Origin of the sequence: Pseudomonas sp. R19M (assembly GCF_050312585.1) — a bacterium.
Classification (GTDB): Bacteria; Pseudomonadota; Gammaproteobacteria; order Pseudomonadales; family Pseudomonadaceae; genus Aquipseudomonas; species Aquipseudomonas palleroniana.
Genome location: NZ_JBNPJV010000037.1, coordinates 64,834 through 84,018, shown reverse-complemented (window position 1 = coordinate 84,018; position 19,185 = coordinate 64,834). Strand labels below are relative to the sequence as shown.

Below are 19,185 nucleotides of genomic sequence, written 5' to 3'. Positions count from 1 at the left end.
TGTAGGCGCTGTGCTTAATTACCCGGGCGGGCCTTGAGCTGTTCGGCGGCGGCCTTGGCCAGGTCCGGCGGCAGGAAGTCCTTGTCCGGGTTGTAGTCAGCCTTGAGGTAGCGCGCCAGGTCCTGCAAGTCCCCCGGGTTCAAGGTGCCCGCCGCCTGCTTCAAGCGCAGGTTGTCGAGGATGTAGTCGTAGCGGCTGTTGTTGTAGTTGCGCACCGACGCATAGAGCTGGCGCTGTGAGTCGAGCACGTCGACGATGTTACGCGTACCCACCTGGTAGCCGATCTCCGTGGCTTCCACCGCGCTCTGGTTGGAAATGATCGACTGGCGGCGTGCCTGTACCTGTTCCACGTCGGTGTTCACTGCGCGGTGCAGGTTGCGCGTATTTTCCACCACCTGGCGCCGCAGGCCTTCGCGTTGCTGCTCGGTCTGGCCCAGGCGCGAGTAGGATTCACGCACTTGGGAACTGGTCAGCCCGCCGCTGTAGATCGGAATGTTCAGGCGCAGGCCAATGGTGCGTTGTTCCACATCGCCGCGATAGGGCGTGCCAAAGGCATTCGGGTTGCTGAACCCGAGGGCGTCGTTGTCGCCTTTCTCATATTGCGCCACCGCATCGAGTGTCGGGGCATGCCCGGCCTTGCGTTGCTTGAGGGTTTCTTCGGCGGCGGTGACGGCGTAGTTGCTGGCGAGCAGGTTCAGGTTCTGGCGGCCGGCGGTTTCAACCCAGGCCTTGGCGTCGTTCGGCAGCGGTGGCAACACCGGCAGTGTGTGGACGATGCCCTGGATCGAGTTGTATTGACGATTGGTCAGGGTGATCAACGCTTCAAAGGCGTCTTCCACCTGACGCTGGGCCAGGATCCGGTTGGCGCGCGCGGTGTCGTAGCTGGCCTGGGATTGCAGTACGTCGGTCTTGTCCGACAGGCCCACGTCGAAGCGCTCGCTGGACTGGTCCAGCTGGCGCTTGAAGGCGTTTTCTTCAGCCTTGGTCGAGGCCAGGTTGTCCTGGGCGCGCAGCACGGCAAAGTAGCTTTCGGCGCTTTGCAGGATCAGGTTCTGCTCGGTGGCCGACAGTTGCAGCGCGGCCTGCTCGTTGGTGGCCTCGGCAGCCTGTAGCTGGAACCAGCGATCGGCGCGGAACAGTGGCTGGCTCAAGGTCGCGCGCCAGGAGTGAGCGTCGCGGTTGGCGGTGGCGGCCGGCGTGTCGATCTGGGTGCGCACGGTGTTGATATCGGCACCGCCCGACAGGTTGGGCAACAAGCCGGCGCGGGCCTGGGGCACCACTTCCTTTTGTGCGCCATATTGGGCGCGTGCGGCTGCCAGGTCGGCGTTGTTGTCCACCGCTTCCTGGTAAACGCTGACCAGGTCGGTTTTGGTCGTCAGGGGCGCTTCAGCTGCCCAGACCATTCCGTTGGTTGCACAAGACACGGCAAGCGCCAGTGAAAGTTTGCGCAGCATGAGGCGATCCCTAGATTGAATATTACGGTGATAATTTAGCGCCCAAGGCTAAGGCTGGCCGTTCCTGGCGTCAAGCATTGTGGCGGCAACCGAGTGTAGTGGCGCTGACCCGGCGCAACAATCCCGCAATCATGCCATTCATCACGCTGAATGCAGCGCTATTGGCAATTTGCCCATGCCATGGTCTAGACTGCCTGCGTTCTTGTCGGGGTGCCTTGTTGGAAGGCTGAGATCGGTAAATACCGGATCCCGTTGAACCTGATCAGGTTAGCGCCTGCGTAGGGAACAAGATTTCTCGTCACCCGGCGAGTCCTCTTGTGCTTCGTCCGGGATGAATGTTCGACAATCGAACACTCCGTGCGCCAAGCACAGCACTGTTTTCAGTGCGTCCATCCGTCTCAGGTTCGCTCCGACAAAAATCCACCGCCTGGATAGTTGGAGAGCCCGTGATGAGCACAGAAATAAAAAGTACAAAACTGAAAAATACCGTGCACCTGAGTGAATCGGCCAAGGTCGACACCGGCTCCGTGCAACCCTTTACCCGCTCGCAAAAAATCTACGTGCAGGGCACTCGCCCGGATATCCGCGTGCCGATGCGCGAAATCAGCCTGGACGTCACCCCCACCGACTTCGGCGGCGAAATCAACGCGCCGGTCACCGTTTACGACACGTCCGGCCCCTACACCGACCCGAATGTGATCATCGACGTGCGCAAAGGCCTGGGCGATGTGCGTTCGCCATGGATCGAATCGCGCGGCGACACCGAGCGCCTGCCCGGCCTGAGCTCGCACTTCGGCCAGCAGCGCCTCAACGACGCCGAACTGACTGCGCTGCGTTTCGCCCATGTAAAGAACCCACGCCGGGCCAAGGCCGGTGCTAACGTCACGCAGATGCACTACGCCCGCAAAGGCATCATCACCGCCGAGATGGAATACGTCGCCATCCGCGAAAACATGAAGCTCGAAGAGGCCCGTGCCAGTGGCCTGCTCGACCAGCAACACGCCGGCCACAGCTTCGGCGCCAGCGTGCCGAAAATCATCACCCCGGAATTTGTGCGCGAGGAAATCGCACGCGGCCGCGCGATCATCCCGGCCAACATCAACCACACCGAGCTGGAACCGATGATCATCGGCCGTAACTTCCTGGTGAAGATCAACGGCAACATCGGCAACAGCGCCCTGGGTTCGTCCATTGAAGAAGAAGTGGCGAAACTGACATGGGGCATTCGCTGGGGTTCGGACACGGTGATGGACCTGTCCACCGGCAAGCACATCCATGAAACCCGCGAGTGGATCATCCGCAACTCGCCGGTGCCGATCGGCACCGTGCCGATCTACCAGGCACTGGAAAAAGTGGGTGGCGTCGCCGAAGACCTGACCTGGGAATTGTTCCGTGACACCCTGATCGAACAGGCCGAGCAGGGCGTCGACTACTTCACCATCCACGCCGGCGTCCTGCTGCGCTACGTGCCGCTGACCGCCAAACGCGTCACTGGCATCGTGTCCCGTGGCGGTTCGATCATGGCCAAGTGGTGCCTGGCGCACCACAAAGAGAACTTCACCTACACGCATTTCGACGAAATCTGCGAAATCATGAAGGCCTATGACGTCAGTTTCTCCCTCGGCGACGGCCTGCGCCCGGGCTCGATTGCCGACGCCAACGACGCCGCGCAATTCGGTGAGCTGGAAACCCTCGGTGAACTGACCAAGACGGCCTGGAAGCACGACGTGCAAACCATGATCGAAGGCCCCGGCCACGTGCCGATGCAGTTGATCAAGGAGAACATGGACAAGCAGTTGGAGTGCTGCGACGAGGCGCCGTTCTATACCCTCGGCCCGCTGACCACCGACATTGCACCGGGCTACGACCACATCACCTCCGGTATCGGTGCCGCGATGATCGGCTGGTTCGGTTGCGCCATGCTCTGCTACGTCACGCCCAAGGAACACCTGGGTTTGCCGAACAAGGATGATGTGAAGACCGGGATCATTACCTACAAGATCGCAGCCCATGCCGCCGACTTGGCCAAAGGGCATCCGGGCGCGCAGATCCGCGACAATGCCTTGAGCAAGGCGCGCTTCGAGTTCCGTTGGGAAGACCAGTTCAACCTGGGCCTGGATCCGGACACCGCGCGTTCCTATCACGACGAAACCCTGCCGAAAGACTCGGCCAAAGTCGCGCATTTCTGTTCGATGTGCGGGCCGAAATTCTGCTCGATGAAGATCACCCAGGAAGTGCGTGAGTACGCGGCCAACCAGCGGATTGATGCGGTGGATGTCGACGTGGCCAAGGGCTTGGCCGAGCAGGCGCAGCGGTTCAAGCAGGAAGGCAGCCAGCTCTACAAAAAAGTCTGATCGCAGATGCTGGGCGCCTGTACGGGCCTCATCGGGGGCAAGCCCCCTCCCACATTTTTGAATGTATTCGCAGTTCAAACAGTGGGAGGGGCTCGCCCCCGATAGCACTTCAACAAACAACCCATGCCCCTCAGAGATACAACCCTTGAGCATTCAACCGAGTACCTACTCTCCTGAGATAGCAGTGCCAAGTGACAAGCGCGTGTTCGGCGCCCGCGATCTGTTTTCCCTGTGGTTCTCCCTCGGCATCGGCCTGATGGTCCTGCAGACCGGTGCCTTGCTCGCGCCGGGCCTGGGCTTGTCCGGCTCGTTGCTGGCGATCTTCCTCGGCACCCTGGTAGGGGTGCTGTTACTGGCCGCTGTTGGCGTAATCGGCAGCGACACCGGCCTGTCCGCCATGGCGGCCCTCAAACTCAGCCTCGGCACCCAAGGCGCGAGCCTGCCGGCGTTGCTGAACCTGTTGCAGCTGGTCGGCTGGGGCTCGTTCGAAATTATCGTCATGCGCGACGCCGCCAGCTTGTTGGGCACGCGGGCGTTCAGCGAAGGCAGCCTGTTGGCGAGCCCTCTGTTGTGGACGTTGGTGTTCGGTGGTTTGGCGACCCTGCTGGCGGTCAGCGGTCCGTTGACTTTTGTACGCCAGATCCTGCGCAAATGGGGCATCTGGCTGCTGCTCGCCGCTTGCCTGTGGCTGACCTGGAACCTGTTCGCCAAGGCCGACCTCGCTGCGCTGTGGTCCCAGGCCGGTGACGGTACGATGCCGTTCGCGGTGGGTTTTGATATCGCGATCGCCATGCCGCTGTCGTGGCTGCCGCTGATTGCCGACTACTCGCGTTTCGGCAAACGCGCAAAAAGCGTGTTCGGCGGTACCGCGCTGGGCTTCTTTATCGGTAATTTCTGGCTGATGAGCCTGGGTGTGGCCTACACCCTGGCGTTTGCGCCCAGCGGCGAAGTGAATGCGCTATTGCTCGCGCTGGCCGGTGCGGGCCTGGGGATTCCGCTGTTGCTGATCCTGCTGGATGAAACGGAAAACGCCTTTGCCGATATTCACTCGGCGGCGGTGTCCAGCGGGATGCTACTGCGCTGGAAGGTCGAGCACCTGGCCTTGGTCATCGGGGTGGTCTGCACCTTGATCGCCTGCCTTGCGCCGCTGGCGCAATACCAGAACTTCCTGCTGCTGATCGGCTCAGTGTTTGCGCCGTTGTTCGGCGTGGTGCTGGTGGACCACTTCATCCTGCGCCGCCGTGGCCGCGGCGCCGTCACTCATCTGCACTGGCCGGCGCTGGTGGCCTGGATGGGCGGCATCGCTGCCTATCACCTGCTGGCCAACCTGTATCCGAATATCGGCGCGACCCTGCCGGCGCTGGTGCTGGCAGGGCTGCTGCAGTTCATCCTGGGCCGGGCCTTCAGTGGCGTGCAGGCATCAGCTCAGGCTTGAGTACGCCGGTGAGACGTGCGTAGGGGATGGTCATTTCGATCAGCCCCAATGCGTACGGGCCGATGGTGGCCACGTTGTACTTGAGCACCACGCCGTTGCTGGTCAAGGCCACGTTCGGGGTCTTCTGGAATGGCCAGTTCTTCACGAACTCCGGGTCACGGTCCATCTGCGAGTTGATCAGCCAACTGTTGTGAGCGACTTTCGCAGTGTTCCAGAACGCCTGTTCCTGGCCTGGCAGCAACATGTCGGCGAGGCTCAGCTCCTTGTGCAGCAGGCGCGAATAGTTGATGAAACCACGGCCCGGCTCACCGTGGGCTGCGCCGGTATCCAGGTAGCTGGACACTTCGATGATCACCAGTCCGTCATGCTGCTCGCGTACCTTGGCTTGCAGATACATGCTGTTGCGGTCGGCGGACTCGCGCAGGAACTTGTCCCGGTAAGCGTTCAAGGTTGGCGGCACGCTTGCCCCTGGCGTGGTCCGGGTCATCTGCAGCAGGCGCTGTTCCACCAGGGTGTCGAGTTGCGGCTCGGTGGGGAAATGCACGGTATCGATGTTGACCAGCGGGCAATCCGGGCTGTTGCAGCCGGGCTTGATCTGTTCCGAGGCGTCCGGCTGGGTGTCCAGCGGTTTGAGATAGCTGGGTTGGAACAGACTCTGGCAGGCACCCAGAGTCAAGGCAATGCAAGCCACGGAGGCGATTTTTAAAAGCGACATGTGCGTCCTTCGTAAATCGATGGAAAGCGAAAAGAGTAGCGCTTGGACTGCCCACAAGGCAGTCAGTTCGCCACTAGACTGATGAGAGTGAGTTTGACGCCCGCCGTCTATCCCGGCAACTGGAAAGGGGCTGCATCCGGGGGCGTGAGCGCGTTAGGATGGCGCCAATTGTATGGGCACAACGGGAATGGATATGACGGACATTGCGAAGTCGACGCCGAGCAAGATCGAAATCGTTCAGCACGACAATGCCTACCAGGGCTTCTACAAGCTTGATCGCGTGCAGTTGCGCCATGAAAAGTTCGATGGCGGCATGAGCCGGGTGATCAACCGCGAAGTCTTCGTTCGGCATGACGCAGTCTGCGTGCTGCCTTACGACCCGCAGCGTGACGAAGTGGTGTTGATCGAGCAGTTTCGCGTAGGCGCCATGGGCCGTACCGACAACCCCTGGCTGGTGGAAATGGTTGCGGGGCTGATTGACAAGGACGAGCAACCGGAGGAGGTTGCACACCGCGAAGCCGAGGAGGAAGCTGGGCTGACCTTCTCCGCTTTATGGCCGATTACGAAGTATTTCCCTTCGCCCGGCGGCAGTACCGAATTCGTTCACCTGTACCTGGGCCGTTGCGACAGCACAGGCGCCGGCGGCGTGCATGGACTGGAAGAAGAGGCCGAAGATATCCGCGTCACCCGCTGGGCGTTCGAAGATGCTCTGCAGGCGGTGCGTGACGGTAAGATTTCCAATGCAGCCAGCATCATCGCCCTGCAATGGCTTGCGCTTAATCGCGCGGAAGTGAGGGGGTTATGGCAGTAAAGGCACGGGAACGATATCGAGTTGACCTGATCGGGCTTCAAGCCGCCTGCGAGGCCAACTATGCGCGGCTGATGCGCCTGCTTCCCGACATGCGCCATGCGCCCGAAGCACGGCGCATTGCCGTGACCCATGGCGACCAGATGCTCGGCGTGCTGACGCTTGAAGTCATCATCAACTGCCCCTACACCACCACCCTGCGCGTGCGTCAGGAACACAGCCTGCCATGGTTGCCGGTGCCGCAGCTGGAAGTGCAGGTGTACCACGATGCACGGATGGCCGAAGTGATCAGTGCCGAACATGCGCGGCGCTTTCGCAGCATCTATCCGTACCCGAATGTGTTCATGCACCAGCCCGATGAGAAAGCACAGCTCAATGTGTTCCTCGGTGAGTGGTTGAGCCACTGCCTGGCCCTGGGCCACGAGTTCGAAGTCGTGCGGTAGATGTGAACTGCGTCTGCTTCCCCAGGTTTCCTCTTTGTGTCCTGCCCAGCATAATCGCGCCAGTCGCCCATTTTCCTGTGATTGCCTTGGGAGAACGCCTTGCCGAGCGTATCCACTGTGAACCCTGACGCACCCGCATTGCTGGTGCAACTGTCTGACAGCCACCTGTTTGCCGAGGCAAGCGGCACGTTGCTGGGCATGAACACCCGCGAAAGCCTTCAGCGGGTGATCGAGTTGGTGCGCGCACAGCAGCCGCAGATCGATCTGGTGCTGGCGACAGGCGATTTGTCCCAGGACGGTACGCTTGAGTCGTATCAGCAGTTTCGTGACATGACCCGTCAGATCGACGCGCCAGCGCGCTGGATTCCCGGCAACCATGACGAACCGCACATCATGGCCCACGCGGCTGTGCACAGCGATTTGCTGGAGCCGGTGCTCGACATTGGCCACTGGCGGGTCACCTTGCTGGATTCCGCCGTGCCCGGCTCGGTGCCTGGCTACCTGCAAGACCAGCAATTGCAATTGCTCGCCCAGGCCCTGAGCGAAGCGCCGAACCGGCACCATCTGGTGTGCTTTCACCATCACCCGGTGCCCATCGGGTGTGCGTGGATGGAGCCGATCGGCCTGCGCAACCCGGAAGCCTTGTTTGCCGTGCTCGACCGTTTCCCGCAGGTCAGGGCTGTGCTCTGGGGGCATGTGCATCAAGAGATTGATGGCGAACGCAACGGCGTGCGCCTGCTGGCCTCGCCGTCCACGTGCATCCAGTTCGCCCCGGGCAGTGAAGACTTCGAGGTCAGCGAGCAGGCGCCGGGCTACCGCTGGCTGCGCCTGCATGCCGACGGACGGTTGGAAACCGGTGTTGAGCGGGTAAAAAATTTTGTGTTCACCATAGATTACGGCAGTAACGGCTACTAGTAGTGAGCGGGGCAAGCCCTAATGCCAGTCAGTTAAGGATTAACGCGGTCACTGTGGGAGGGGGCTTGCTCCCGATGGACTGCGTAGCAGGCCCATTTTTGAGGCCGCTGCGCGGCCTATCGGGAGCAAGTCGAATCGTCGCACCGCCCCTCCCACAATTTATTCATCGCCCGCTTTATCGCTTAACTAACTGGCATTAGGGCAAGCCCGCTCACTACTGAGATTTACCTGTAAACTGCGCCTCTTTGGCTGCAGCACGGAGAGCCCGGCATGTCCGCTTCGATCTTGTATATCCACGGTTTCAACAGCGCGCCTGCGTCCAACAAGGCCAGCCAGTTGACTGCTGTGATGGATAGCCTCGGCTTGGCCGACCAGTTGCGCGTGCCGGCGCTGCATCACCACCCGCGTCAGGCGATTCCTCAATTGGAGGAGGCCATTGCGCAGTTGGGGCGGCCACTGCTGGTCGGCAGCTCACTCGGCGGCTACTATGCAACCCATCTTGCCGAGCGCCGTGGCCTCAAGGCACTGCTGGTCAACCCGGCGGTCAGCCCCCATCGGATGTTCGATGGTTACCTGGGCACTCAGACCAATCTTTACACCGGTGAGGCCTGGGAATTGACCCACGATCACGTCGCGGCCCTGGCCGAGCTGGAAGTGCCGGCGCCGCTGGACGCCGGGCGTTACCAGGTGTGGTTGCAGACCGGGGATGAAACCCTGGATTATCGCCTCGCCCAACAGTATTACCGGGCCTGTGCCTTGCGTATCCAGGCCGGTGGCGACCATGGTTACCAAGGGTTCGCCCAGCAATTGCCGGCGATGTTGAGTTTTGCCGGCATCGGCGCAGATCAGTATCAATCCTTCGACTTTGCGGCACTGTAAAGTCGCAGGTCATTTTTTAATCGAACGACTCACGACGAGACCCCATGGCCACTCCCAGCGCTAGCTCTTATAACGCCGACGCCATCGAAGTCCTCTCGGGCCTCGACCCGGTGCGCAAACGCCCCGGCATGTACACCGACACCAGTCGGCCGAACCACCTTGCCCAGGAAGTCATCGACAACAGCGTCGACGAAGCCTTGGCCGGGCATGCCAAGTCGGTGCATGTCATTCTTCACGCCGACCACTCCCTTGAAGTGTCCGACGATGGTCGCGGCATGCCGGTGGACATCCACCCGGAAGAGGGTGTGCCGGGCGTCGAGCTGATCCTCACCAAGCTGCATGCCGGTGGCAAGTTTTCCAACAAGAACTACCAGTTCTCCGGCGGCCTGCACGGTGTAGGCATTTCCGTGGTCAACGCCCTGTCCACGCTGGTGCGGGTCAAGGTCAAGCGTGACGGCAACGAGTACCAGATGACGTTCGCCGATGGCTACAAGGCCACCGACCTGGAAGTGATCGGCACCGTTGGCAAGCGCAACACCGGCACCAGCGTGTACTTTGCGCCGGACCCGAAATACTTCGATTCACCGAAATTCTCCATCAGCCGCCTCAAGCATGTGCTCAAGGCCAAGGCCGTGTTGTGTCCGGGCCTGCTCGTCACCTTTGAAGACAAAGGCACTGGCGAGAAGGTCGAGTGGCACTACGAAGACGGCCTGCGCTCCTATCTGGAAGACTCGGTCAGCGATTTCGAACGCCTGCCCAACGAGCCGTTCTGCGGCAGCCTGGCGGGTGATAAGGAGGCCGTCGACTGGGCTCTGCTGTGGTTGCCCGAAGGTGGCGACAGCGTGCAGGAAAGCTACGTCAACCTGATCCCCACCGCTCAGGGCGGCACTCACGTCAACGGTTTGCGCCAGGGTTTGCTGGACGCCATGCGCGAGTTCTGCGAATACCGCAGTCTGTTGCCGCGCGGCGTGAAGCTGGCGCCGGAGGACGTGTGGGAGCGCATCGCGTTCGTGCTGTCGATGAAGATGCAGGAACCGCAATTTTCCGGCCAGACCAAGGAGCGCCTGTCGTCCCGTGAAGCGGCGGCGTTTGTTTCCGGAGTGGTCAAGGATGCCTTCAGCCTGTGGCTCAACGAGCACCCTGAGCTGGGCCTGGCCCTGGCGGAACTGGCGATCAGCAACGCCGGCCGACGCCTGAAGGCGAGCAAGAAAGTCGAGCGCAAGCGCATCACCCAAGGCCCGGCACTGCCAGGCAAACTGGCCGATTGCGCGGGGCAGGACCCGATGCGTTCCGAACTGTTCCTGGTGGAGGGTGACTCCGCCGGTGGTTCCGCCAAGCAGGCGCGGGACAAGGAATTCCAGGCGATCCTGCCGTTACGCGGCAAGATCCTGAACACCTGGGAAGTCGACGGCAGTGAGGTCCTTGCCAGCCAGGAAGTGCACAACATTGCCGTGGCTATTGGCGTGGACCCGGGCGCAGAGGACATGAGCCAGCTGCGTTACGGCAAAATCTGCATCCTCGCAGACGCCGACTCCGACGGCCTGCACATCGCCACCTTGCTCTGCGCGCTGTTCGTCCAGCACTTCCGCCCGTTGGTGGAGGCCGGCCACGTTTATGTCGCCATGCCGCCGCTGTACCGTATCGACCTGGGCAAGGATATCTTCTACGCCCTGGACGAAGCCGAGCGCGATGGCATTCTCGATCGCCTGGTGGCCGAGAAGAAGCGTGGCAAGCCGCAGGTCACGCGATTCAAGGGGCTGGGTGAGATGAACCCGCCGCAGCTGCGCGAAACCACCATGGACCCGAACACTCGGCGTCTGGTGCAACTGACCCTGGACGATTTCGTCGCCACCGCCGAAATGATGGACATGCTGCTGGCCAAGAAACGCGCCGGCGACCGTAAATCCTGGCTGGAATCCAACGGCAACCTGGCCGAGGTTTTGGGCTGATGCGCACAGGTTTCGCCTTGGCGATCCTGATGTTGAGCGGGTTGGCGGCCACCGAAGGGGTCGCCGCGCCCGTGGCTGAGCTCAAGCTGGTAGGCGAACACCCGGTGGACGGTATGCGCGGCGGTAACCTGTCGGGCCTGGCCTTGTGCGGCAAGGAACTGTGGACGGTGTCGGACCGTGACGACGACCAGATCTATCGCCTGGATATCAGTGCGCCGACCTGGAAGGCCGAAACGGTAAAGATCGACGTGCCACCGGTGCCTGACTCCGGGTTGCCGTGGGGCTTGCGTTCGCGGACCAAGGCCGCGTCCTTCATTCGCGGGGGCGACCTGGATTTTGAAGGCATCACCTGCGATGCCGTAGGCAATCGTTACATTGTCAGCGAAGCCCATGCGGCGGTGCTGCAGGTGCCGGCAACGGGGACTGCCGAGTGGTTGAAAATTGCTCCGGGCATGGTGCGTGAAGCCCGGGCCAGTGGCATGTTGCTGCACTTCAATGCCTTGTTTGAGGGCCTGGCGGTGAATGCCGAGGGCAATCAGATCTGGCTGGCGGCCGAACGCGAGCGACGTGGCCTGATCGCCATCAAGCGCGGGCAGAGCGTATGGGACTGCGACGGCCCCTGCGTATTGCTCAGCGAAGCGGGCCAGGAAGTGCAGCCGGCGCAGTTTGAAAATGCCAAGGCGGTGTCCAAGGACTTCGCCGATCTGGCGCTGTACAACGGCAAGCTGTTTACCCTGGAGCGCAATGCGTTCCAGATTTGCCGGCGCGATACCCTCACCGCCAAGGTCGAGCTGTGCTGGTCATTTGCCGACGAGGCGCTGACGCCCAACCGACGTTATGCCCAGCCCTACGGCCTGGCTGAAGCCCTGATAGTGGATGCAGACGGTGCCTGGGTGGGCATCGACAATAATTTCGGCCCACGGGCCGATGGTGAGAAACGCCCAATGGTCTATCGTTTCGCCGCCCCGGCCGGTGGCTGGAGCGCCCAGCCATGAACCACTGCTTTTTTGAATTGACTCAGCGCGGCGGCAATTCCGCTGCGCCTTACCTGATATTGATGAGGCCCGCATGAGTGACATCCTCGCAGACAGCTTAGATGGCGTAGAACGCCGGTCGCTGGCTGACTTCACCGAAAAGGCCTACCTCAACTACTCCATGTACGTGATCATGGACCGTGCTTTGCCGCATATCGGCGACGGCCTGAAACCCGTGCAGCGGCGTATCGTCTACGCCATGAGTGAGCTGGGCCTGGACGCCGACTCCAAGCACAAGAAGTCGGCGCGTACCGTCGGTGACGTGCTCGGTAAGTTCCACCCTCACGGCGACTCGGCCTGCTACGAAGCCATGGTGCTGATGGCGCAGCCGTTCAGCTACCGCTACACCTTGGTGGACGGGCAGGGTAACTGGGGTGCGCCGGATGATCCGAAGTCCTTTGCCGCCATGCGTTACACCGAGGCGCGTCTGTCGCGTTACTCGGAAGTCCTGCTCAGCGAGCTGGGCCAGGGCACGGCGGACTGGGGGCCGAACTTTGACGGCACCCTCGACGAACCCTTGGTGTTGCCTGCACGTTTGCCGAATATTCTGCTCAATGGCACTACCGGCATCGCGGTCGGCATGGCCACCGACGTGCCACCCCACAACTTGCGCGAAGTCGCCACGGCGTGCGTACGTTTGCTGGATGAGCCCAAAGCGACGGTCGAGCAGCTCTGCGAGCATATCCAGGGCCCGGACTATCCGACCGAAGCGGAAATCATCACGCCGCGCGCCGACCTGCTGAAGATGTATGAAACCGGCAAGGGCTCGGTGCGCATGCGCGCCGTGTACCACATCGAAGATGGCGACATTATCGTCACCGCGCTGCCGCATCAGGTGTCCGGCGCCAAGGTGTTGGAGCAGATCGCTGCGCTGATGCAGGCCAAACCGTCGAAATTGCCGCAAGTCGCCGACCTGCGTGACGAGTCCGACCACGAGAACCCCTGCCGCATCGTGATCATCCCGACCAACAGCCGGGTCGATCACGAGGTACTGATGCAGCATCTGTTCGCCAGCACCGATCTGGAGTCCAGCTACCGCGTCAACGTCAACATTATCGGCCTGGACGGCAAGCCGCAGTTGAAGAACCTGCGCAACCTGCTGGTGGAGTGGCTGGAGTTCCGCGTGCAGACTGTGCGCCGCCGCCTGCAGTTTCGCCTCGACAAGGTTGAGCGCCGCCTGCACCTGTTGGACGGTTTGCTGATTGCCTACCTCAACCTGGATGAAGTGATCCACATCATCCGCACCGCCGAGCACCCGAAAGCCGAACTGATCGCGCGTTTCGAGCTGAGTGAGATCCAGGCGGACTACATCCTCGATACCCGCTTGCGTCAGCTGGCGCGGCTGGAAGAAATGAAGCTGCGTGATGAGCAGGACGCACTGCTCAAGGAGCAAGCCAAGCTGCAAGCGCTGCTGGGCAGTGAGGCCAAGCTCAAGAAGCTGGTGCGCAGCGAGCTGATCAAAGACGCGGAAACCTACGGTGATGAACGTCGTTCGCCAATCGTCGAGCGTGCGGAAGCCAAGGCGCTGACGGAAACCGAACTGCTGCCGAACGAGAAAATTACCGTCGTTCTGTCGGAAAAGGGTTGGGTTCGTTCCGCCAAGGGGCATGATATTGACGCTACCGGGCTCTCCTACAAAGCCGGTGATGGCTTCAAGACCGCTGCGGCCGGCCGTTCCAACCAGTTTGCGGTGTTCATTGACTCCACCGGGCGTAGCTATTCGGTGCCGGCCCACACCTTGCCTTCGGCGCGGGGCCAGGGCGAGCCGCTGACAGGCCGCCTTACGCCGCCGCCGGGTGCGAATTTCGAGTGTGTGCTGCTGCCGGATGATGATGCGCTGTACGTGATCGCCTCCGACGCTGGTTACGGCTTCGTGGTCAAGGGTGAAGACCTGCAGGCCAAGAACAAGGCGGGCAAGGCTCTGTTGAGCCTGCCGAATAATGCCAAAGTGATATTGCCGCGCCCGGTGGATGATCGTGAGAGCAACTGGCTGGCCTCGGTGACCACTGAAGGCCGTTTGCTGGTGTTCAAGATCAGCGACCTGCCGCAGTTGGGCAAAGGCAAGGGCAACAAGATTATCGGGATTCCCGGGGAGCGGGTGGCCAGTCGTGAGGAGTACGTGACCGACATCGCCGTGATCCCGGAAGGCGCGACCCTGGTGCTTCAGGCCGGTAAGCGCACATTGTCGCTGCGCCCTGACGACCTTGAGCACTACAAGGGTGAGCGCGGTCGACGAGGCAACAAACTGCCGCGAGGCTTCCAGCGAGTGGATGCTTTGTTGGTGGAAGCGCCGCTTTAAGGCGTACTAAGACGCTCGATCTACGATTTAACCCGTAGATCGACGCTTTGGCGCTGGAGTCATGGCGCATATTCACGGATGATATGGCCTTTCCAGCGCCGGCGTGGCCGAGCGTGTTTAGGTATTTTTTGTATTACGTTGTGGTTCGCCTTGTGGCAGCCACCTGGATGGGATGATGACTGCTCCACGCCTTCCTCTATTTTTAATGCTCGCTGGCCTCCTGGGGTTGGCGGGTTGCAGCACGCACCAACCGGTGTCGCTGTACCAGCTGGACAGCGGAAGTCCGGCTCAGCCTGCCCAAGCGGCGGGCATGGCCGTATTGCTGGGCCCGGTGGTCGTTGCCGATTACCTGCAACGCGAGACCCTGCTACAACGTCAGAACGACGGCAGCCTGCAAGGTTCCACCGATGGGCGTTGGGCGGGCAGTTTGTCGTCCGATATCAATCAGTTGATGCTGCGTCAGGTGGCCGGTCAATTGGACAGCCAGCGTGTGGTGCTGGCACCTGCTCCAACCGGGTTTACGCCGGATGTGCAGGTGTTGCTGACCATCACCCGGCTCGACTCTGGTGCATCGCAGCCGGCAATCCTGGATGCCCAGTGGCGCTTGATCGATCGCCGTGGCCAGGTGCGTGATAACCGCATCGTGCACCTGCAGGAAGAGCACGTCGGCACCACCGCGTCCCAGGTCCAGGCCCAGGGCGTGTTGTTGCAGCATTTGGCGCAGCAGTTGTCGGTAGCGATCAAGCCATTGGCCAATCAGCCGGCGGTCGCCGAAGCGCCGCGCAAACCAGCGCCGGTACATGCCAAGCCGGCAGCCCCGGAAAAGCCGAAGATGCCGATGGCCACGCCGATTCGTACGGACATGGAAGTGTTCAGGTTCTAAGCCAAACCGCAGATACAAAAAAGGCCCGCTGATTCAGCGGGCCTTTTTGTGTGCGCCGGATTTGAGTGGCGCTGAAGATCAACTGTGGGAGGGAGCAAGCCCCTCCCACACAAGCCCGCACCGCCGTGTTTCAAGGCTTGGTGCGGGTCTCATGCATCCGCGCCAACTGCCGTTCCAGCATCGACGGGTACGGCTCCATCAGGCGTTCCACGCAGCTTGCACCTTCGGGGCTGGCGATTGGACGGATACGTGCGCGCTGGCGAATCAAGGCGTCTTCGCTGATCTTGCGCTCCACCAGCAGCAAATTGCGGCTGTGTTGGGACAAGGCCAGCGCGTCCTGGGCGATCTCAGTCAACAGCAAGTCGATCTGGCTCATGCCGAACAGGTCGTCGCCGACGGTCAGGCCCAGTTGCAGTTGCAAGGTAATGCCGCTGTCCGCCACTTCGATTTGCAGGGCATGGCCCAGGGCGCGCAGCAGCTCACCGCAGCAGATGGCGTTGGTCAGATAGTCTTCGCCACTGTCTTCGCTGTGGAACAGCATCAAGGTGCTGCCATCGTTCAGGGTGTGCAACTCGCTTTGATACAGCGAGGCGGCCTGGTCGAGGCAGTCACGGTAGCGTTCGAGCAATTCCGTCAGGCGGGCGCGGGGCAGACGACGCAGTTGGTCCTGGGCACCCAGTTGTACCGCCAATACCGCGCTGTGCTGGGGCTCGGCGTTCTTCACGGGGACCGGCTTGGGGGCCATGACTGGCGCAGCGGCCGACGTGTCGCGCAAGTCGGCGAACGGGTCTTCGTCGTCCAGTTCGTCTTCTTCAGCCTTGACCACGTGGCGCGGCGTTGCCTTCAGCCCGGCTACCGGGGCGCTGTCATCAAAGCCTGGGTCGCGCAGGTCGCGTACTTCAAACTCGGGCTCATCGGCCTCGTTGTATTCGGGCTCGGGTTCCGGCTCAGGTTCGCGCACCACCGGCTCCGGGGCGAAGCTGGCGTGAAGCTGGCGAGCGAGATCGCCGATTTCGTCCTGGCGGTCGGTGGCCGGGGTATGTTCGTCGATATCCCGCAGCCAGATGCGCAACTGCATCAGCGGCGTGGAGATATGCCGACCCAGGCGCAAGCTCAAGGCCAGGGCCAGTGCCAACAGGATCGCACTGAGAATGCCCATGCTTTGCAGGCTGATGGTCATCGGCTGCTGGAATTGCTGCATATCCAGGCTGATACGCAACTGGCCGGCCTTCACGTCCTGGAACGTGATGTTGCTCTGGTACAGACCCTCGGCCTCACCCAGCAGGCCGTTTTTCGGGCGCTGCCCGGCTTCGGCCATGATCCGGTTATCCACACTGTAGATAGCGGCGTGAGCCACCAGCGGGTTCTTGGTCAGGTTATTGAGCAGCACGTTCAGGCTGAGGATGTCGTTGGACACCAGCAACTCAGTCGCCGACGTGGCGGTCTGGGTTGTCAGGCTCGCGCCCAGCGCGTCAGCTTGTTCGTGCATGGCCTGCTTGAACTGCAAACCCATCACACAGGCGTAGATCACCAAGGCCAGGGCGACCAGGATCACGTTATGGCTGGCGATGCGTAATGCGATCGGCACACGGCGGTGGCGCAGTGCCCGGAAGATCAGCAGGAAGAAGTTATCGGTTTTTACTGGCGTGGGCCGGTTCACTTGCGCTCGGCTCTTGGTCCGTGAAGTTGACGCGCAGTATAGCGATAGCCCTAGGGCCGGCAAAGCGCTGGCTGTGCCCGATGGTCACTGAAAGTGGGTAGAATGCGGTTTTTTTCCAGCCTGGGGGTGCGCTTTGCGCGAAATTGTCCTGATAAACATCACCGGTGAAGACCGCCCGGGTCTCACCGCAGCCATTACCGGCGTGCTGGCCCAGGGTGGTGTGAACATTCTCGACATCGGTCAGGCGGTGATCCACGACACCTTGTCCTTCGGCATCCTTGTCGAAATCCCGAGCACCGAGCAGGCGTCCTCGGTACTCAAGGACATCCTGTTTACGGCATACAAGCTCGATCAACAGGTGCGATTCACCCCTGTGTCCGAAGAGGACTACCAGCATTGGGTCGACGGTCAGGGCAAAAAACGCCACATCGTGACCCTGTTGACCCGCAAGGTGACGGCTGAACAATTGCAGCGCGTCAGTTCGATCACTGCCCAGTATGGTTTGAATATCGACCACATCGACCGTCTGTCGGGTCGTATGCCCCTGGACACGCCAGCCGACAAAGGCAAGGGCTGCATCGAGTTCTCTGTGCGTGGCGAGCCGGCTGACCCACAGGCATTACGCGCCGAATTCCTGAGCGTGGCCCAGGCGCTGAATGTCGACATCGCCTTCCAGGAAGATTCGCTGTTCCGCCGCAATCGTCGCCTGGCGGTGTTCGACATGGACTCCACGCTGATCGAGGCCGAAGTGATTGACGAGTTGGCCAAGGCCGCCGGTGTGGGCGAGCAGGTCTCCGAGATTACCGAGCGCGCCATGGCCGGCGAACTGGATTTCCGTGCCAGTTTCAAGGAGCGCCTGGCGCTGCTCAAGGGGCTGGACGTGAGCGTGCTGGATTCGATCGGTGCTTCGCTGCGATTGACCGAAGGCGCTGAAACCCTGTTCGCTGAACTCAAGCGCCTGGGTTACAAAACCGCGATCCTGTCCGGCGGCTTCACCTACTTTGCCAAGCAACTGCAGGCCAAGCTGGGTATCGACTATGTGTTCGCCAACGAATTGGAAGTGGTGGATGGCAAGGTGACCGGCGTGGCGGTAGAGCCGATTGTCGATGCGCAGCGCAAGGCCGACCTGCTGAAGGAATTGGCGCATAAGGAAGGTTTGCGCCTGGAGCAGACCATTGCGGTCGGCGACGGCGCCAATGACTTGCCGATGCTGGCGATTGCCGGGTTGGGGGTGGCGTTCCGCGCCAAACCACTGGTCAAGCAATCGGCCAAGCAGGCGATTTCGACCCTGGGGTTGGATGGCGTGTTGTATCTACTGGGCTTTCGTGACCGCGATGGTCAGCTCTAAGCGGCTCTCACTGTAGGAATACAAGCAAAAAATGTGGGAGGGGGCTTGCTCCCGATAGCGGTGATTCAGTCAACACATGGACTGACTGATGCTATCGGGAGCAAGCCCCCTCCCACATTTGATTTTCGTCGGCTTCAGGTCAGGCTTTAGGTGAGCCAATACCCTGGCCCATCTGCACCGGTGAACCCGCCACCAGTTCTTCAGCCCACTTCACCTGATCCGGCCCGAACAGCACGATGGCGGTCGAACCCAGCTTGAAGCGGCCCAGCTCCGCACCTTTCTCCAAGTGAATCGGCGCACGCGCGGCTTCGTCGTAGCGGAAGGTTTTCAGCTCGCGTTTCGGTGGTGTCACCAGGCCTGCCCACACGGTTTCAATCGACGCCACGATCATTGCACCCACCAGCACTACCGCCATCGGGCCGCGTTCGGTGTCGAACAGGCAGACAACACGCTCATTACGCGCAAACAGCTCCGGCACGTTTTCAGCCGTGGTCTGGTTCACCGAGAAAATCCGCCCGGGCACATACACCATCTCACGCAACGTACCGGCCAGGGGCATGTGCACGCGGTGGTAGTCTTTGGGCGACAGGTAGATCGTGGCGAAATCGCCGCCCATGAACGGCGCAGCAACCGCTGTATCACCACCCAACAGTTCCACCACGCTGAAGCTGTGGCCCTTGGCCTGGAACACCCGGCCGTGTTCGATAGGGCCAAGCTGGCTGACCGCGCCATCGGCAGGGCTGAGCACTGCGCCTGGGGTTTGATCCAGCGGGCGAGCACCGTCTTTCAGCGCGCGGGTGAAGAAGGCATTGAAGTGCTCGTAGGCGGTCAGGTCTTCAACCAGGGCCTGGGACATGTCCACTTGATAGCGCTTGGCAAACCAGCGGGTGAAGGCATTCTTGAACCAGCGCACGCGACACTCGGCAATGCACCCGGCCAGGCGCGACAGCAAGTGGTGCGGCAACAGGTACTGGCTGAGGATGAATAACTGCTTTTTCATTGACTGTCC

At 61.3% G+C, this 19,185-nt stretch carries 15 protein-coding genes and 1 riboswitch; of the genes, 11 read left to right on the top strand and 4 right to left on the bottom strand.

Annotated elements, in window-relative coordinates; genetic code table 11:
- Nucleotides 1-14 precede the first annotated feature (14 nt).
- Nucleotides 15-1,454, bottom strand: a complete 1,440-nt coding sequence (locus tag ACQRBT_RS06730) for a TolC family outer membrane protein (protein WP_060755132.1) — start codon at nt 1,452-1,454, stop codon at nt 15-17.
- 196 nt (nt 1,455-1,650) lie between these two features.
- A riboswitch (TPP riboswitch) is annotated at nt 1,651-1,756 on the top strand.
- A 147-nt stretch (nt 1,757-1,903) separates the two neighbouring features.
- Between ACQRBT_RS06730 and thiC the strand changes: the two genes are divergently transcribed.
- Together thiC and cytX are read left to right on the top strand one after the other, a co-directional pair.
- Entirely contained in the window at nt 1,904-3,808 is a 1,905-nt protein-coding gene (gene thiC, locus ACQRBT_RS06725) for a phosphomethylpyrimidine synthase ThiC (RefSeq protein WP_060755131.1), read from the top strand.
- Between the two features lie 145 nt (nt 3,809-3,953).
- A complete protein-coding gene (gene cytX / locus ACQRBT_RS06720) occupies nt 3,954-5,243 on the top strand; it encodes a putative hydroxymethylpyrimidine transporter CytX (protein WP_412046594.1) in 1,290 nt (429 codons plus the stop codon).
- Here the strand turns inward: cytX and ACQRBT_RS06715 are convergent.
- The gene (locus tag ACQRBT_RS06715) at nt 5,212-5,958 is read right to left on the bottom strand and encodes an RsiV family protein (RefSeq protein ID WP_104995353.1); all 747 of its coding nucleotides are present in this window, start codon (nt 5,956-5,958) and stop codon (nt 5,212-5,214) included. The two genes, cytX and ACQRBT_RS06715, sit on opposite strands and share 32 nt — an antisense overlap.
- 193 nt (nt 5,959-6,151) lie before the next feature.
- Here ACQRBT_RS06715 and ACQRBT_RS06710 point away from each other — a divergent pair, with 193 nt between their 5' ends.
- The 8 genes from ACQRBT_RS06710 to ACQRBT_RS06675 all read left to right on the top strand — a co-directional run bounded on the left by ACQRBT_RS06710 (nt 6,152) and on the right by ACQRBT_RS06675 (nt 15,168).
- Complete coding sequence (locus ACQRBT_RS06710; RefSeq protein ID WP_060755128.1) at nt 6,152-6,769, top strand: NUDIX domain-containing protein; 618 nt, start codon at nt 6,152-6,154, stop codon at nt 6,767-6,769.
- Nucleotides 6,760-7,209 carry a DUF1249 domain-containing protein gene (locus ACQRBT_RS06705; protein ID WP_060755127.1) on the top strand — a complete coding sequence of 150 codons (450 nt, stop codon included), beginning with the start codon at nt 6,760-6,762 and terminating at the stop codon, nt 7,207-7,209. The genes ACQRBT_RS06710 and ACQRBT_RS06705 overlap by 10 nt, the downstream gene beginning before the upstream one ends.
- Nucleotides 7,210-7,308: 99 nt before the next feature.
- A complete protein-coding gene (gene cpdA, locus ACQRBT_RS06700) occupies nt 7,309-8,124 on the top strand; it encodes a 3',5'-cyclic-AMP phosphodiesterase (RefSeq protein WP_198760888.1) in 816 nt (271 codons plus the stop codon).
- A 270-nt stretch (nt 8,125-8,394) separates the two neighbouring features.
- Nucleotides 8,395-9,003, top strand: a complete 609-nt coding sequence (locus ACQRBT_RS06695) for a YqiA/YcfP family alpha/beta fold hydrolase (RefSeq protein WP_412046595.1) — start codon at nt 8,395-8,397, stop codon at nt 9,001-9,003.
- 44 nt (nt 9,004-9,047) lie between these two features.
- Nucleotides 9,048-10,952, top strand: a complete 1,905-nt coding sequence (gene parE, locus ACQRBT_RS06690; protein ID WP_412046596.1) for a DNA topoisomerase IV subunit B — start codon at nt 9,048-9,050, stop codon at nt 10,950-10,952.
- A complete protein-coding gene (locus ACQRBT_RS06685; RefSeq protein ID WP_104995356.1) occupies nt 10,952-11,947 on the top strand; it encodes an esterase-like activity of phytase family protein in 996 nt (331 codons plus the stop codon). The genes parE and ACQRBT_RS06685 overlap by 1 nt, the downstream gene beginning before the upstream one ends.
- A 73-nt stretch (nt 11,948-12,020) precedes the next feature.
- On the top strand, nt 12,021-14,285 hold the full coding sequence (gene parC, locus ACQRBT_RS06680; RefSeq protein ID WP_060755122.1) for a DNA topoisomerase IV subunit A: 2,265 nt from the start codon (nt 12,021-12,023) through the stop codon (nt 14,283-14,285).
- A gap of 172 nt (nt 14,286-14,457) precedes the next feature.
- On the top strand, nt 14,458-15,168 hold the full coding sequence (locus ACQRBT_RS06675; protein ID WP_060755121.1) for a PqiC family protein: 711 nt from the start codon (nt 14,458-14,460) through the stop codon (nt 15,166-15,168).
- A gap of 130 nt (nt 15,169-15,298) precedes the next feature.
- Here ACQRBT_RS06675 and ACQRBT_RS06670 read toward each other — a convergent pair whose 3' ends face one another.
- Nucleotides 15,299-16,828 carry a histidine kinase gene (locus ACQRBT_RS06670; RefSeq protein WP_412046597.1) on the bottom strand — a complete coding sequence of 510 codons (1,530 nt, stop codon included), beginning with the start codon at nt 16,826-16,828 and terminating at the stop codon, nt 15,299-15,301.
- Between the two features lie 133 nt (nt 16,829-16,961).
- Between ACQRBT_RS06670 and serB the strand changes: the two genes are divergently transcribed.
- Nucleotides 16,962-18,176, top strand: coding sequence for a phosphoserine phosphatase SerB (serB, locus tag ACQRBT_RS06665; protein ID WP_090367158.1), 1,215 nt, complete (start codon nt 16,962-16,964; stop codon nt 18,174-18,176).
- 139 nt (nt 18,177-18,315) lie between these two features.
- Here serB and asd read toward each other — a convergent pair whose 3' ends face one another.
- Nucleotides 18,316-19,176, bottom strand: a complete 861-nt coding sequence (gene asd, locus ACQRBT_RS06660; RefSeq protein ID WP_205344171.1) for an archaetidylserine decarboxylase — start codon at nt 19,174-19,176, stop codon at nt 18,316-18,318.
- Nucleotides 19,177-19,185: the final 9 nt, after the last annotated feature.